General features: G+C 40.4%; 14 protein-coding genes and 4 pseudogenes. 10 read left to right on the top strand and 8 right to left on the bottom strand.

Annotation, left to right across the window (positions count from 1 at the left end):
• The 3 pseudogenes from D7Y06_RS13725 to D7Y06_RS28595 all read left to right on the top strand — a co-directional run.
• Positions 1-228, top strand: a pseudogene (locus D7Y06_RS13725) (hypothetical protein); the annotation flags it as partial.
• A gap of 90 nt (positions 229-318) precedes the next feature.
• Positions 319-459: pseudogene (locus tag D7Y06_RS27660) on the top strand (transposon-encoded TnpW family protein); the annotation flags it as partial.
• A gap of 39 nt (positions 460-498) precedes the next feature.
• Positions 499-681: pseudogene (locus D7Y06_RS28595) on the top strand (type IV secretory system conjugative DNA transfer family protein); the annotation flags it as partial.
• A gap of 101 nt (positions 682-782) precedes the next feature.
• On the opposite strand, the pseudogene D7Y06_RS13710 reads toward D7Y06_RS28595, so the two are convergent.
• The 3 genes and pseudogenes from D7Y06_RS13710 to D7Y06_RS13700 all read right to left on the bottom strand — a co-directional run.
• A pseudogene (locus tag D7Y06_RS13710) lies at positions 783-986 on the bottom strand (helix-turn-helix domain-containing protein); the annotation flags it as partial.
• A 350-nt stretch (positions 987-1,336) separates the two neighbouring features.
• Positions 1,337-1,738, bottom strand: a complete 402-nt coding sequence (locus D7Y06_RS13705; protein ID WP_016228387.1) for a helix-turn-helix domain-containing protein — start codon at positions 1,736-1,738, stop codon at positions 1,337-1,339.
• 513 nt (positions 1,739-2,251) lie between these two features.
• Positions 2,252-2,941 (bottom strand): N-acetylmuramoyl-L-alanine amidase, encoded by a 690-nt coding sequence (locus D7Y06_RS13700; protein ID WP_120408348.1) that lies wholly within the window; start codon positions 2,939-2,941, stop codon positions 2,252-2,254.
• A gap of 180 nt (positions 2,942-3,121) precedes the next feature.
• Here D7Y06_RS13700 and D7Y06_RS13695 point away from each other — a divergent pair, with 180 nt between their 5' ends.
• Positions 3,122-3,652, top strand: a complete 531-nt coding sequence (locus D7Y06_RS13695) for a DUF6630 family protein (RefSeq protein WP_120408347.1) — start codon at positions 3,122-3,124, stop codon at positions 3,650-3,652.
• A 59-nt stretch (positions 3,653-3,711) separates the two neighbouring features.
• Here the strand turns inward: D7Y06_RS13695 and D7Y06_RS28590 are convergent, their stop codons facing one another.
• Positions 3,712-4,515: a hypothetical protein gene (locus tag D7Y06_RS28590; protein ID WP_330566464.1), complete on the bottom strand. Its 804-nt coding sequence runs from the start codon at positions 4,513-4,515 to the stop codon at positions 3,712-3,714.
• Positions 4,516-4,706: 191 nt separating this feature from the next.
• On the opposite strand from D7Y06_RS28590, the gene D7Y06_RS13685 reads away from it, so the two are divergent.
• From D7Y06_RS13685 to D7Y06_RS13665, 5 genes are all read left to right on the top strand, one after another.
• A complete protein-coding gene (locus tag D7Y06_RS13685) occupies positions 4,707-5,441 on the top strand; it encodes a LytR/AlgR family response regulator transcription factor (RefSeq protein WP_120408346.1) in 735 nt (244 codons plus the stop codon).
• 277 nt (positions 5,442-5,718) lie between these two features.
• Complete coding sequence (locus D7Y06_RS13680; protein WP_243119323.1) at positions 5,719-6,738, top strand: sensor histidine kinase; 1,020 nt, start codon at positions 5,719-5,721, stop codon at positions 6,736-6,738.
• Positions 6,739-6,818: 80 nt separating this feature from the next.
• Positions 6,819-8,738 carry a sensor domain-containing diguanylate cyclase gene (locus D7Y06_RS13675; RefSeq protein WP_120408344.1) on the top strand — a complete coding sequence of 640 codons (1,920 nt, stop codon included), beginning with the start codon at positions 6,819-6,821 and terminating at the stop codon, positions 8,736-8,738.
• Positions 8,739-8,850: 112 nt separating this feature from the next.
• Entirely contained in the window at positions 8,851-9,759 is a 909-nt protein-coding gene (locus D7Y06_RS13670) for an ABC transporter ATP-binding protein (RefSeq protein WP_120408343.1), read from the top strand.
• A complete protein-coding gene (locus tag D7Y06_RS13665; RefSeq protein WP_120408342.1) occupies positions 9,756-11,021 on the top strand; it encodes an ABC transporter permease in 1,266 nt (421 codons plus the stop codon). The genes D7Y06_RS13670 and D7Y06_RS13665 overlap by 4 nt, the downstream gene beginning before the upstream one ends.
• Positions 11,022-11,048: 27 nt before the next feature.
• Here the strand turns inward: D7Y06_RS13665 and D7Y06_RS13660 are convergent, their stop codons facing one another.
• From D7Y06_RS13660 to D7Y06_RS13645, 4 genes are all read right to left on the bottom strand, one after another.
• Positions 11,049-12,785, bottom strand: a complete 1,737-nt coding sequence (locus tag D7Y06_RS13660) for a glycosyl hydrolase family 18 protein (RefSeq protein ID WP_120408341.1) — start codon at positions 12,783-12,785, stop codon at positions 11,049-11,051.
• Positions 12,786-13,056: 271 nt separating this feature from the next.
• Complete coding sequence (locus D7Y06_RS13655) at positions 13,057-13,266, bottom strand: hypothetical protein (protein WP_199714713.1); 210 nt, start codon at positions 13,264-13,266, stop codon at positions 13,057-13,059.
• 47 nt (positions 13,267-13,313) lie between these two features.
• Entirely contained in the window at positions 13,314-13,859 is a 546-nt protein-coding gene (locus D7Y06_RS13650) for a hypothetical protein (protein WP_120408340.1), read from the bottom strand.
• On the bottom strand, positions 13,810-15,333 hold the full coding sequence (locus D7Y06_RS13645) for a serine/threonine protein kinase (protein ID WP_158591370.1): 1,524 nt from the start codon (positions 15,331-15,333) through the stop codon (positions 13,810-13,812). The genes D7Y06_RS13650 and D7Y06_RS13645 overlap by 50 nt, the downstream gene beginning before the upstream one ends.
• 180 nt (positions 15,334-15,513) lie before the next feature.
• Here D7Y06_RS13645 and D7Y06_RS13640 point away from each other — a divergent pair, with 180 nt between their 5' ends.
• Positions 15,514-16,314: an adaptor protein MecA gene (locus D7Y06_RS13640; RefSeq protein WP_120408338.1), complete on the top strand. Its 801-nt coding sequence runs from the start codon at positions 15,514-15,516 to the stop codon at positions 16,312-16,314.
• Positions 16,315-16,385: the final 71 nt, after the last annotated feature.

The raw sequence follows: 16,385 nt of genomic DNA, 5'->3' as shown, positions 1-16,385 counted from the left end.
CTAAGCAGCAAGGAAGTGGAGGTAGTAACGATTATGATGAGTTTATTTGATGACGAGCAGATTATGAGAACATATGCAAAAGATATGGAAAGAGAAACAACAAAAAGAAACGTGATAACAATGATAGAAAGAGGACGTATTAAAGTGGAAGAAGTTTCTGCCTTTTTCCCCGAATTGACATCAGATGATGTAGAAGAAATCGAAAGAGCGGTTATGCAACTGGCATAATCAACAACTTAATATCAAAATAACAGTGTAAAGGCGCATGGAACAGTAAATTGTAAACCATGCGTTTTTTTTGCGCCCAAAAGGAGGAACATGAGCGACAACATTCAGACCAACACCACAGGGCGATTAACGCTCTGTCTGCAACAGAAAATCGACAAGACAAGGTATTTAGTCGAGGTACACTTCTCTGATACAAGTACCCAATGCGCAGAGGACAAGCTAAAGCGTGTCATTCTCCACGACTTAGAGCATGGGAAACAGGGTAGACCGAGAAAAAGTGATGAAAATGATGAATACATCCTTGAAAGCAGCAACAGGCAAGACAGCAAGACCGCCCTTTTCGTCATTATCAGCGACACCGATGACACCTTTAACTTTGTTGCGAGTATTCTCTACACACAATTATTCAACCTTTTATGCGACAAGGCAGATGATGAATACGGCGGGCGGCTTGAAAAATGCCAAAAATGGGCGCAAAAAAAGGAAACCTTTTGTTGATTTCCTGTCTTAGTGTGCTGTCCTATGTAGCGGCGGTTATTCGTTTTGGAGTATGGCTGTTCATCAAAACGGAACTTGAACAGGGCAGCGACAAGCCGCTTTTTTATGCTGTCCTCGGTATCCCTGTCGATATGCCCGTTTTCAATGGCAGCGATTCGGATACGCTTGATGTAATGCCGTAAAACCTCGTCTACGGCTTCCGGCTCTCCGCTGGTCGCCCGGACAATGGTTTCATACGGAATGAGTTTAGGATTCCCCACGCAAAAGCACCTCCGTTTTCCTTTGCGAGTACTCTCGGAAACTCGCAACCTTTGAAAACACCGGGTTTCCAATACACTCCATTGTTTCTTCACCTCCACTTTTCAGTGGATTTTTAACATATTTTCTATATTGGACCTGGAGCCGGTTATGGAATACCTTTCCCCTTTCTCCCACATAGGGTGATATCTATATCTGGTTTACAGTTTTAGTTTTATTGTTCAGAGGGGCGGCAGCACTTTTTGCTGTCGCCCCTTGATTACCAACCAGCAAGGGCAGATGAGCTGTCAACGGTGGGCGCAGCCCATTTAGTTGCCGTTGACTGGCTCGGCTGGATTTGCTAAATGATTAGTTATTGAGTGCTTCCCCAAAGCCATTCTATATCGGGAAAGAACAAATGCAGAATAAAGCCTAAAATAACTATTCCCAACAAAATGACACCAGCATAACAAAAGATTTTTATTAATTTTCTGGACTTGTTTTTTACATTTTCAACGTCTAAATAAATTGACGCCACTTTCTCATCAGTTAAATTTTTATTGCGTACATCTTGAACATCAATATCTTTTACCAACTCATCTAAAGTCATATCAAAGTAGTCACTTAACATAACTAATCTTTGAAAATCCGGGTAAGATTGCCCAGATTCCCACTTAGAGATAGTTTGTCTTGAAACCTGAAGTTCCATTCCTAATTCCTCTTGCGATAAACCTTTCATTTTTCTAATAGACATAAGTTTTTCATTAAATTTCACTTATAAAATCCTCCTTGCGTTTCTTGTATCAAGTATATAGTTTTCGTATTTTACTGGCAAGCAAGAAGTGTTGGCAATTTGTCAATTTGCTGTAACATCTCAAAATTTAAGTTTTTTGCAAGTATATGTAAACTGGTCAAAACATAAGTGTAAATATTTGTTGGCACACATATATTCGGAATAGTTAGGCTGCCGTCTATTTTTTATCTGTGTTACTTTATGGCACATGAGCATTATGGACAGATATGATGCCATAAAAGAATGGTGTGACGGTTACCGTTTCAGTAATCTGGACATCTATTGTCCCTGGGACGTGATAAGCTACTGCCATGCACTTAGAATGACGCCCTCCGTAAAACCGCAGAATTACTGGGTAAACACCAGCAGTAACAACATCATCAAGCAATTTGCGGGCAGGGCAACATCCGCTGCGAGAAATGAATTGGAACTTCTGCTAAAGGGCTGCAGCATAAAAAAGCGGCATAAATCCATATGCTTATGTGCAGTGTCCCCTTACCTCTCACTCAAATACTGCATTATCCCCATATGTATCGCCCACGCCACCTTATTCTGGTATTCCTCTGTGCATAACTTTTCCGCTTCTTCCCAATTAGAGAGGAATCCGCATTCCACAATTACCGTTGGAGTAGGAGTTTTTTTCAGCATATAATAGCTGTCATTGGCCTTTTCCACCCTCTGTTTCCCCGGGTCAAGACGGGCTGTCATACTGCTCTGTATTTTTTTGGCCAGAGCTTCTCCCTCTGGTGACTGCTTATAATAAAACACCTGGGCGCCGTTTACATACTCCTCCGGATAGCTGTTCTGGTGGATGCTCACAGTAAACACAGGCATTGCCTCTGTAATAATATTGCACCGTTTATGCATATCTTCCACTTTCATATTTCTGGAACCAGGCTGATATAAACCCTCCGAAGTGGTTCTGGTCATAACCACCTCATACCCCTGGCTTTCAAGGAGCACTTTCAGCTTTTGTGCAATGGAAAGGTTAATATCTTTTTCCAGGGCTTTATTAATGCCGATTTTCCCAGGGTCATCCCCTCCGTGTCCGGCGTCTATCACAATACAGTTTTGATTTATAGCCTTTGCATCCGCCCCAGTAAAGACCACAGCTTCCCTTCTGGTAAGAAGTGCAACAGATAGCAGTATGATAATAGCCATAACTAATTCTATTTTTTTCTTCAAATCCCTGCTCCACAGATTCTTTACTCTACCATATGAGGTGTTGGCATGTTCTCATACCTGAAATTTTTATAGATTCTGCCGCTGATTTATGCTAAAATGTCAAATAGAAGTCCTGACAGGAATTTTTACGGATGTCGGTCTCAAAAGAAATTGCGAACATAAAGGGAGAATATAAAAACCATGAATTTTTTAGATACATTCCTGAAAGATTATGAAAGAGAAGACTACGAAGACATTCTTGAAATAGCGGAAGCAATCTCCGCTAATCATGAAGATGTGATAACACACTTACAATCCGCCCTGGATAATCCAAAAGAATACTTTCAGAAAAATGCACACCGTTTCCATGAACGGAACATTGATTTGGAAAATGGGGAATTAGAAGATGAGATTGATTTGGATGACCTTTTTTTCCTTGCAATGGTGGATGAGCTTCATGACTACGGCTATCTCTATGAAGTAGACTGGAAATGCAGTTTAGAGGATTTCCTCTGGTCACTGGAGCAGCTTAAAAACTACGCCATGATTTCCCATATCTTACCTGATTTAGACTTGGATAAAAACTTTAATGTGGATATGTGGATTGAAACAATAAACGATGCCCTGGGAGGAAATGCCTATATCTGCTACGTGGATATAGATTCCGACAGTTTTCCACTTATTATTGCAAGCCCTGAAACCTATCGCTTAATCGGCGAAAACGATTCTTGACAAAAACCTGTATAAAACCCCTTTCCGGCCCAAAAGACAGGCGGCCGGAAAGGAACATCTCAGTGTCGGTAATGATTCCCCCTATCCTCCAGAAAATCCCAGTAATTCCTCATGCTATACTCATAATAAGCCACAGCCTCTCTCTGCTTTAAAAGGGCCATGTCCGAAATCTGCTTTTTAAACATCTGCATAAAATTCCTTCTGTCATTTAACCCCATATCTCCTGTTTCCATGGGAAGAGAAGACAATCCCCCGTTTTTCTCCACCCCAGTATAAGCTTCCAATGCCCGCATTTCCACCAAAGTAGCATTATTTGGATTGATATCTTTTATATGAATCCTCTGCTCAAATTCTTCTCCATTCTCATCCACCCCTTTGGCAACCATCACAGGATTTTCCTCCGTGGAATCCTCGGCCCACTTAATATAAAAAGAAAGCCCCGTACCATTTCCCCCGGAATACAGCATATCCTCATCCTCCATATACACTGTATACACATTTGGGCCGTTGCTAATCTTAGATTTTTCGGATGATTTCTCCGGCAGCCCCATAGAACGGTCCGGCAGCTTTACGCTTTTGGTAATTTCCCTGTCACCCATTTTAGAAGTTATCACAAGCACCCTGGAACCATCCGGTTTTACGATAATATCTTCCTTTGTTTCAGTCTTCTCCTGGTCTTCCTCTTCCCCTTTCTTCTGTGCCTCCTCCGGCGAAACCTCCAATCTTTTTTCCTCATTCTCTTCCGGTATTTTTGCCTGAAAACCTGGAAAATCCCCCTGTCCCTCTGGCTTTTGCCCTTTTCTAGGTACACCTGAAAATCCATAATTCTCAAATCTATAATTCCCGATTCCCAAAACACTCATTTTTTGTATCCTCCTGTCTGAAAATTAATGTTCCTTATATAAATAATACGAATTATGACATAAAAAAGTTTCACAATAGATAAAATATTTCTCGCTGAATCTTACCAGATGTGCTACAATGTATCAGACACACAATCCTATGACAATTTCTAAAATTGTGAGACAAATAAGCAGGCAGGACAAACAGACCTATGAAAATTGTAATTTGTGATGACAACATTGAAGACCTGATTAAAATAGAAAAACTGATAAATCAGTATATAAAGCTCTATCCAAACCTTGAAATCCTAACAGAAAAGTATTCAGACCCACGAAAGCTTTACAACCGGATATGTGAAAAAGACCTGGCAGATATCTACCTCTTAGATATGATTATGTCAGAAAAGACTGGAATCGACCTTGGCAGACAGCTTTTAAAATCCAGCTCAGATAGTATAATTATCTATATTACCTCCTCTACTGATTTTGCGCTGGATGCCTATTCCCTCCACGCAGTGAGATATCTCTTAAAGCCCCTTCGTGAAACAGATTTGTTTGAAGCTTTAGACTATGCACTCTCCTCCAGAGAAATAAAAAAGGGGCCGGTTTTTCTGATCAAAACCAGAGAAGGGTTGGTATCAGCCCCCCATTCCAAAATAGAGTACGTGGAAAATGTGTCCCGCACTTTGGAGATACATCTCACAGATAAAGAAATTATTAAAAGTATTTTTATCCGAAAGTCTTTTGATGAAGAGATAGAGGAACTTCTGTGGGACAAAAACTTCCTTCAGGTTCACAAATCCTTTGTGATTAACCTAAAGTATGTAAAAAAACTGCTGCCTAATTCTGTAGTTATGGAAAGCGGCATTACGATTCCTGTGAGCAAAAAGAGAACCGCAGAAGTAAAAAAAGAATATCTTTTATTCTATTCCGAACAGTACAGGTAGGAGAGACATGGACTATTTTAAAAATATTTCATATATGTTAAGCCATATTTTTTTAATGCTATTTATCTATTTTTTTGTCATTCACCGTTTTTCCAAAGGAAAAACAAAGGCAATTTGTTTTACTTCTTTTTTCTTGCTGACAATTACAGATATTATAAAATTGAACTTTTTTCCGGACAGCGGCTTATGTTATGTGCTTGTAACTCTTTTCCAGATATTTGTCACGCAGTTTACAGGCATTATCATATCCCGGACAAGAGATACAAGAGCCCTTTTTATGACATTAAGCGCCTCCAACTATGTGATTGCCGGAAGTATTGCAACATCTATTTTTCATATATATACAAACAATGCTCCCTTGTCTTTGATAGGAGGCTTTTTTATCCATGCAGGTATTTTAGTTTTCCTGTACTTCAGAATCCGTGAAATCTGCCTGAAAGGATACGAGAGGAAATTAATGAAGAGCTGGTGGGAACTTTGTCTCATTCCGGTTTTCTTTTACTGCGGATTTTCCTTTCTGTCTTTCTTTCCCCATACACTGTATGAACAGCCCCAAAATATTCCCGGCACCATAATATTTATTATTACCATGTTTGTCTCCTATGTAGTGGTACTTCGGTATCTGGAAAGTGAATCAAACAGTGCCGGTATATACTGGAAAAATTTAATATTTGAGTCCCATATTAAAGGATTGGAAAAACAGTACCATCTGGTAGAGCAGTCTGAATTGAACTTAAAAATACTCCGGCACGATATGAGGCATTATTCCAGCATGATTGACTCTCTGCTGGCCCAGGGGGAATACGGCCAAATAAAAAAAATTACAGAGCATATTCATGAAGTGGCTGACGATAACAAAGTAATCAGATACTGCAGCAATATTATATTAAATTCCATTATGTCAGAAATGTCTGGAAGGGCCCGGTCTTTTGGTGTTGAAATGCGCTGCGATATCATACTGCCTAAAAAACTTCCTGTAAAGGACTATGAATTTGCCTCCGTTATTGCCAATCTCCTGGAAAATGCTATTATCCATGTAAAGGACCTGAAAGAAGATAAAAGATATGTAGATGTAAAAATCCACTGTGAAAAAGACCATTTATTGGTTGAAATAAAAAATCCCTGTGAAAAAGAAATCATTTTTGACCCTGTTACCGGACTGCCCAGGAGCAAAAAAGGGGGATACCATGGCCTGGGTATGCAGAGCGTTTCGTCCTTCTCCCACAAAATAGGAGGAAATATCGGCTGCTTTTGTGAAGGGGGAATTTTTAAAATTCTTCTCTTTGCGAAATTTTAGTATCATATGCGAAATATTAGGACTTCGGAAATCTTAAAACCTATTATAATTGTCATATATTATAAGAAGAAAGGGAAGCCATGCAAAAAGTCTTTATTAAATATACTTTTATGATTATGACAGCAGCTATATTTCTCATACTTTCCATCAATTTCTTATTCAGCATGCACATGCTGGAAACCCAGCAGTTTGGCTCCTTCCACGCCAAGATAGAACAGATGATACATACCCTGGAAAACAACCAGGAAGAACTTTCTCTCTTAAAGGACAGCCTGGATGAAGATTACCTTACAAGGGCAAGGGCCGCCGCATATGTGCTGGACAGACAGCCGGAAGTCTCCCTGGACGTATCGGAAATGCAGTATCTTGCGAATTTACTCAACGTAGATGAATTACATGTCATTGATGAAAATGGCATTATTGTGGCTGCCTCCGTTTCCAAATATGTGGGCATTGATATGGCGGACCATAAACAGACAAAAGCCTTTCTTGCCCTTTTAGACACCGATGACAAAGATGCCTATTTAATTCAGGATGCCCAGCCCAATGCAGCGGAAGGGAAAATTCGGCAATACGTGGGTGTTTCCAGAAAAGCCGTAAAGGGAATTGTCCAGGTAGGCTTTACCCCTACCAGACAGTTAAGCGCACAGTCGCGAAATACTTATGAGTATATATTTTCTAAATTTCCTACAGACATTGGAGAAGAACTTTTTGTGGTGGATGCCACTACCGGAGAAATGTTAGGCCACTCAGACGGCCTTTCTAAAGAGTTTGACGGGGAATGTTATGAGCTTCATGAACTTTTAGACTGCACAAAAGGGGCATATAAAACAGGAAACGGCACATCTATGTATGTATTGAGCAGGCTCTATGAAGGAGTACTCCTGTGTGCTGCCCTCCCCAAGCATACCCTTTACCAGAAATTGTGGGGAAATATTCTTGCCACCTTTTTCTATCTCATTTTTATAGAAGCTGCGGTTATCCTTCTTTTAAATTATCTGGTGAAGCAAAAAGTCATCCAGGGAATACATAATATAATAAAAAATCTTTACGCCATTACAAAGGGAAATTTAGATACTACTGTAACTGTAGGGGGAAACCGGGAATTTGAAGAACTCAGCAAGGGAATTAACACAATGGTAAAAAGCATTGTCAGTCTTTCTGACCGCATCTCTGCCATAATTGAAATCAGCGGTATTCCCCTGGCGGCATTTGAATATGAAAAGGGAGTTCAGCATGTTTTTGTGACATCTGGCCTTTCCGGTCTTTTGGAATTGCCGGAGAAAGAGGCTTACCGACTTTACCAAAATGCCTCCCTTTTTGACCAGTATATAAAAGATATCATGAAAAATCCCATCGATGGGGAAAAGGAAATATTTAAAATAGGTGATTCCAGATATATTCATATCCATATGTCACAGTCACAGGAGGGATATCTTGGCATTATAGCTGATGTGACAAAAGATGTAACGGAAAAGCAGCAGATGCAGTACGAGAATACCCATGACCCCCTTACCGGATTATACAAATTCGGACATTTTAAAGAATTATCTGAAAAAATTTTACATCAAATGCCTGATGAAAAACTCTGCGCCTTTGTTATGATGGATTTAGACCATTTTAAATCCATAAACGACACATACGGCCATGACATGGGAGACGCTTATCTCCAGGGATTTGCCCAAGTTTTAAAATCTATGCCCCAGGAACATATTCTCTCAGCCAGGCGTTCCGGTGATGAATTTTGTATGATGATTTACTACTGTGACCAGAAAAACCAGATTCTTACCTATTTAAATTCCTTTTATTCCACGTTAAAGGAGCATAGCATAAAACTTTCCGAGACAGAATCCAAAGTAATAAGCGCTTCCAGCGGATTCGCCTGGACCAGTGATGCAAAAAGCAGTATCTCCCAACTGCTGAGCCATGCGGATGAAGCCCTCTATACAGTAAAAAAGAATACAAAAGGACGCTATGCGGAATATGAATTTGAAACATAGAATATCTAAGCCCTGCCTCTTGGCAGGGTGTTTCTTTTAGCTGTGGTTTCTTGACAAAAATATATAACTGTTGTATTATTACAGTCGTACAAATAAGAGGATGGAGGAAACTATGAAACTGGAACTAACAAATATTGAAAAAAGCTTCGGTGAAAAAGAAGTCTTAAAAGGCATCTCTTTTTTCGCCGTCAGCGGGGAGGCTTTTGGCCTTTTGGGGCGCAACGGCGCCGGAAAGACTACCACAATCCGTATTTTAATGGATGTCTTTCCCGCAGAAAAGGGAAATGTTTTAATAGACGGCGCCCCGATTAACTACAATGAAATTAAAATCGGCTATCTCCCGGAAGAACGGGGGCTTTATCCCAAAAAGAAAATTATTGACCAGTTGGTATATTTTGCAGCACTTCACGGAATGAAATCCAAAGAAGCGGTAAAAGCGGCAGATTACTGGCTTGAGAGGCTGGACATGACGCAGTACCGCAATAAGCGGCTGGACACCCTTTCCAAAGGAAACCAGCAGAAAATACAGCTGATTACCGCCCTTGCCCACAACCCGGAAATCGTAATTTTAGACGAGCCTTTTTCCGGCCTGGATCCTGTAAATGCCATGCTTTTAAAAGATGTGGTAAAAGAAGAGATTGCAAAGGGAAAAATTGTGCTCTTTTCCAGCCATCAAATGAGCTATATTGAAGAATTCTGCAGTAATATCGCTATTATCAACCAGGGGGAAATTGTTTTAAAAGGCAACCTCCACGATATTAAACACAATTATACCAGAGATAAACTCATTCTTCGCTCTGACCGGGAATACGAGATTTTATCTGACTTAAAAGACATAAGCAGCAGAACCGAGACAGGGGAAGTGCTGATTCAACTGGATTCCCCTGACAGAAAAAGGGAAATGATGCAGTACCTAACGGAAAAATATGACATAGACGAACTAAAAGTTTTTGAGCCTTCTTTAAATGACATATTTGTGGAATACACCGGGGGCGAAGAAAAAGGAGGGGAAAAAGAATGAATCAATTTGGAACCATATTGAAATTTGAACTATTAAGCTATTTAAAAAATAAGACTTTTCTTGGAATAACCATTTTTCTGGTTGTAGTTATTGCCGCTGTAATGTTTTTCCCGCGGGTTTCAGGAATTATTATAGGCGGTAAGGATAAAGATTCCTCCGGACAGGAAATTGTGGTGCAGGACGAGGAATCTCCTGTTATGGCAATTCTTGCCAAAGACCCAGTACAGACAAAACTGGTATATGATGCCTTTTCCGCTTCTTTTCCTGACTACAGAATCCTTCTCCCAACAGACGGGCTTTCTGATGTAAAGGAGCAGATTATTTCAGGAGAAATAGAATGTGCTTTTGTAATGGAAAATCTTACCTCCTATACCTATTATGTAAATAATCTCAACATGTATGACGGAAACACAGCCATTGCAGATGAAACCCTTCAAAACCTCTGCCGCATAGATGCCCTGTCACAGGCAGGAATTTCCCAAGAAACAGCAGCAGAGATTCTCTCCCTTCAGATCAACCATGAAACAGAGAACCTTGGAGTTGACCAGGCACAGAATTATTTTTACACTTATATCATGATTATGGTTTTATATATGGCAATTCTTCTCTATGGACAGATGGTTGCCACAAATGTTGCAACAGAAAAAAGTTCCCGTGCTATGGAACTTTTGATTACCAGCGCAAAGCCGGCCAGCATGATGTTTGGCAAAGTAATTGCTTCCTGCCTGGCAGGAATTATCCAGCTTGTAGCTGTTTTTGGCTCTGCATACTTGTTTTACAATATAAATAAATCCACGTGGGGAAATAATCCTATTATCACTTCCCTCTTTGATATGCCCCTTTACCTTTTGGTATATATGCTCATATTCTTTGTGCTGGGATTTTTTGTATATGCATTCCTCTACGGTGCCATAGGCTCCACAGCCTCCAAAGTGGAAGATATCAACACTTCGGTAATGCCTTTAACTTTCTTATTTATTGCAGCGTTTTTTGCAGTGATATTCTCCATGTCCTCAGGAAATGTGGATAATATGGTGATGAAGGTATGTTCTTATATACCCTTTACTTCCCCTATGGCAATGTTTACCAGAATTGCCATGAGCACGGTTCCCTTTTATGAAGTGGCAATTTCTATTGTCATCCTGATTTTATCTGTCTTTGGCATTGGAATCATTTCTGCTAAAATTTACCGGGTAGGGGTTTTGCTCTACGGAACAACACCGAAATTCCGTGCCATCATAAAAGCAGTGAGAAAAGCGTAAAGCTTTTCCCACTGCCTTTTTTCTGACTTAATTCATATACTTTATCACCGTATCCCAGAAGCTGCTGTGTTCAAATCCAAGTTTCCAGAACGCCATTCCTGCCAGCCCGTTTTCCGAAGCTGCCTGAAGTCTTAACTCCATTGATGCCAAATCTTCCAGCCATATTTTATAAGTATCATTTTCATTTAAGTATTCTGCATAGTACTGTCCGCAGTCCTCCAGCCACACAGGCTCCACACCGTTGGCCTCCACCATGCGCCACGCCTCCTGCATCCCCACTGCCTTAGAGCTTAAATCATAGGGAACATAATCTTCCGAGGCCGCCTCCACGTCATCTGAGGCCGCTTTTGGGGTTTCAATCCAGACTCTAGTGTAAAGGGGCGCAGCCAGGATAATCTGCTCCGCCGGAACCTCCTTTAAGGTATCTGCAATTCCCTGGGTTACAAATCCTATGGAAGCCACGGAACCCTCATCTCCTCCGGCGTAATGCTCATCATACCCCATAATAATCACGTAATCTGCAAAATTCCCCTGCTCTTTCCTGTTATAAAACATGCTGTATTCCGTGGGCACATAATTGTCCACTGACAGGACAATTCCATTGTTCTCACATTTTAAGGAAAGCTCCCGGATAAACTGGACATATCCATCCCCTGCCTCTTGGCTTAGGGCCTCAAAATCTACATTAATCCCGTCGAAATCAAACTGAATCGCCGCCGCTATCAACTGATTCACCAAATGTGTACGCTTAGAGGTATAATTTAAAACCTCAGCGGAATCCACCTCATCATTTTCCAGGTTGCTCACCAATGCCCAAACTTCCACTCCCTGATTGTGACAGTACTGCACATACTCTGAACTTGCGATATTCACAAGATTTCCCTCATTGTCATTTAAATAAAACCAGGTGGGGCAAATTACGTTTAGGCCTTTGGTATTGGAAAGAACATCCGCCACAGTGCTGTTTGCATCTTCTGTAGTAACCTGATGCCATGCCATATTTATCTTTTTATCCTTTAAGATATGGGAAAAAGTTTCTGTCATCGGGGTATGTTCAAAAGTCTTTACCTCTTCTTTTCCAAGACGTTTCTTTCTAATATAGCCAATCACGCCTTCATTTGTCGCTACCTTATCCCAGTCCTCACCCTTCTCTAAAACAGTAAGCTCCGTCTCCTTGAAAACTTCTGTTAAAATCGGACTTTTAATTCCTCCACGGTAGCGTATCTGGGTATCCTTTTTCACGAAAACCCCTGGTTCATCCTCCCATTTTGTCCTTACCACCACCCGGTTTGGCTCTTCAAAGAACTCATAATCCAAATCCGTGTATTTTTTTACGTAATCCATGGCGATGTAAGCTGTATTGGCATCTGCATAAACAATGGTATAATTTTCTGATTTCTTGTCCTTTGTAACAAAATACTCCTTGCTGTCCGCCGCCGCAGATACCACATCCTCAGGAGTGGTATAGAGAAGAAGATTTTCATTGTAATCCCAGTAAAAACGGCTGTTAAATACATCCCGAACTGTTTCATAACTTAAGTAAACTATGCCTTCCCTGATAACCGCTTTTTGAGAAATGACCTCATGATTTAACACAATGGCTGCCTGGGACTCCTCCGTAAGCCCGTAATATTCCCACAAATCCTGCTGTTCCTTAGACGGGGTATATTTATCAATTAACTTCCCAATTACCAGCACAAGTATAATGACAAGTATTACTGACACTGCCAAAATAATTGACTGCTTTACTCTTTTTGCATCCATTTAGACTGTATCCTCCTCTGTAATTCCGTAACTGCACAGAATTGAATGAGCTGTTACACACCATTCCACATATGCAGTATCAGTATATCATAACTAAATTTTTCCCGCTACAAAAAAAGAAAAAAACCGGAAATAGCTTCGCTCCATTCCCGGTTCCTTCATCTTTTTTCTTTTTATGTATGACTCGAAACGGCATCGAGGAACCCCGATTCGATTCTATTGTGTATGACATAATCCTGTTAATAGTTACAAATTAAATTCCCTGTGGGAATCAGTTATTTTTTACTTTATCAAAATGAAGTTCCTTTAACACCCCCTGTTCATAAATATAATCCCGCATATAGGCCTCGCTTTCATTGACAAAAATGGCATCGGCAATGCGGCCGGAATTACTGAGGTTTCCTTCCATCCACAATGTAATCCCTCTCTTTTCAATTTCCTGAAGTTCTACAAATAGCTGCATTTTTCTTTCATTCTCCATTGCTTGCTCCTATTTTCCAAAAGAAGGCAACCCTTTTTTGTGAAAAACTACCTTTTTCTTTTGGTTAAATTCAGACTAAATTTCTTCTTCACCGGGGCATTTTCCCCCAGGAGCTGATTCATCATGGAAAAGGATTTTCCGGATATCGCAAATGCATTGCAAATACCGGTAATCTCCATAATGTGGATATGGAATGCTTCTTCTATTTGGCTTTTTTCCTTTGGGGAAGCAAAGGCACTGGCAAACAGGGGCATAACTTTCCCCCACTCTTCCTCCGCTAACTCCCGCACCAGCTTTTCCGCAGTAAATTTTTGCCAGGGGCTAATATTTAACAGGAATATTTTCCGGTCGCATCTTAAAATCTCTTCCCGGAAAAAAAGATACTTTTCTCCAAAATCAAATATCAGTCTCTTGTAATCCCTGTTTAACAAAATTGGAATATCTTCTCTCTTTACATTAGGGTAAAAATGTACCCCTTTTTCTGTGAAATATCCTGATTTCCCCGGCGTTTTCCAGCGGGTCAGCTCTCCCTGGCCTCCGGCTTCAATATATGCGCTTTTTTCCAAAAGTCCAGATGATGCGTAGTTTGCCAAAGATACGGCCAAATGGGTTGTGCCGCTCCCCCTTGTGCTCCCTGCAATGCCAACGGTTCTTATATGTGTTTCTTTTGTAATCATCACCACCTTCTCTCTGCAGAAGCATCCCAAAAAACCTGTCTTTTTCTTTTCCGGCCTTAAAAGGGTCCTTGTCCAAGGGAAAACAGTACACCGGTTTACAAAATTCCTTTGCATACTGCCTGGCCTGTCTCTTGTCCCCGTAATTGGAAATAAGAATCAGGTCGATTTCTTCAGAAAGGGAATTTACGCTGGTTTTTGCAGAATCTCTTTCCCATTCTCTGCTTCCTGCTACCAGCAAAAACAAATCCCCTTTCTCCTCCCTGGCTCTCTCAAGGTTATTTCCCCAATCCTTCACCGAAACGCTCTCCTCTTTCACGGAAATCTCTACCCCCTCCCCATACAATGGCAGTCCCAAAAAATCTCCCCTTCGGTAAAGCCCGTTACACTCTGCGAAATGTTTTCCTGATTTTACAGTTTTACGCATATCATTGCTGGGATTCTTTTCCTCATAAACCGCCGGAACGTGATGGGAATTGAGATATTGTGTGAGAGAGACAGCAATATGAGTGACGCCTGTTCCTGGTCTGCTGCCTGCAACTATAATTGTTTTTAAGAGATGCTTTTGATTCACCGGATTTTTTTCTGATTGCATATTTTCTTTTGCCCTCCTAAGAGCTTTCTGAAATTCCTCTATCGAATGATAGCGCTGGCTCTCCATGGGATGCGTGGCTTTTTGAGAAATACACAAAAGACTTAGGGACTTTTCATTCCCCGCCAAAACCAACTGGCCTAACAGCTTGCCCAGACTGTAAATGTCTGTGCCCACATTAATTTTGGCAAGCTCTCTTTTTTCCGGAGCTGTATACTCCGGCGTCCCGTAATTTTGAAATCTGCACCCTGTCTCATTTAGATAGGTAGCAATGCCAAAGTCAATTAGCTTTACACCTTTTTTCCCCAGAATTACATGTTCCGCCTTTAAATCCTGATAAATTACCGGAACCGGGGCTATATGGTGAAGATAGCTTAAGACCTCAGATATCTCCCATATTGTCTCATAAATAAAACTTTGGGTAAGAAACGATGATTGAAGCATAAGCGCTTCTAAAGATTCACCCTCCACATACTCCTCTATGATATAGTAAAAATTTTCATCTTCCTCTACATCATAAACAATGGGAATCCGTGGATGTTTCAGATGATTCAGAAGTTTTGCCTCCCGAATCTGCCAGGAGGTGTCCGTATTTTTTGAAATACACTTTACTGCACGGTACTCTCCTAACTGTCGATGCCTGACCAAAAAAATTTTACTTTGACTTCCTCTCCCAATTTCCGAGAGAAACTGATAACGGTCAGACCAGATAAATGTTTGAATTTTTTGTCGCTCCTTCCATAATTTCTCGGAAAAAGCATCTCTTATTCTTTTTATAGCATAATTATTACTTATTGACAACCATTTTTTTCTATTTTTTATAAAATTTATATATTTTTAATTGACATCTGCACTTTACATCAGATACGCATTTGTTTATAATAAGCATATGATTGCTGCATATCTTATATTGAGCAAAGATACATAAAAAGCAATTATTCCTTGAAAACTTTGAATGTAAAATAGACAGGAAGTGAAAAAATGAAAATTGAAAAGATTAGCGATAATCAAATTCGCTGCACCTTGACACCGGAAGATTTGGCGGACCGCCATTTAAAATTAAGTGAACTTGCCTATGGTTCCGAAAAAGCTAAAATGCTGTTTCATGATATGATGCAGCAGGCAAACTATGAATTTGGTTTTGAAGCGGATGATATTCCATTGATGATTGAAGCTATCCCTGTGTCACCGGAATCTATTATTCTACTGGTCACTAAGGTGGAATATCCTGACGAACTGGACACCCGTTTTTCTAAATTTTCCGATTCATCAGAAGAATATGACAGTTTATCTGAGGAGGAAGACGAAGTTTCAGGAGAGAGCGCAGACGATATATTAGGTCTGTTCCGTGAAATGGCTAAACAGCATCAGGAGCAGGAGTCCGACAAAAAAGAAGAATCTAAGGATTTTGTCCCCTTAAAAGACACCCTTACCGTTGAAAAAAAGGATGACTCAAAGGACGTTACAAAAGACTTAAGTGTGCCCGCCGATTTGACAAAACTTTTTGTATTCTACAAACTGGAGGATATTACCAGACTGGCCCGTGTCTTAGACGGTTTCTACAGCGGGGAGAATACACTGTTTAAAGATGATAAAAAGCATTGCTATTATCTCGTGATTCATAAGAGCAACGCCACACCGGAGACATTTAATAAACTTTGTAATATTCTCTCAGAATATGCCCGCCAGAAAACTGTCACTGCCGCCACGGAGGCGTATATGTACGAGCATCATCCGGTTATCTGCAAGGTTCGGGCTCTCCAGACTTTTGCACAGCTCTAATTTGCCAAAAAAGCATTTTTCTCACATAAAAAAGATACCTTATGTTTCAAAATGAAACTATAAGGTATCTT

It is taken from the genome of Roseburia sp. 1XD42-69, assembly GCF_003612565.1.
GTDB lineage: Bacteria > Bacillota > Clostridia > Lachnospirales > Lachnospiraceae > Roseburia_B.
This window is presented reverse-complemented; position numbering and strand designations above follow the sequence as displayed.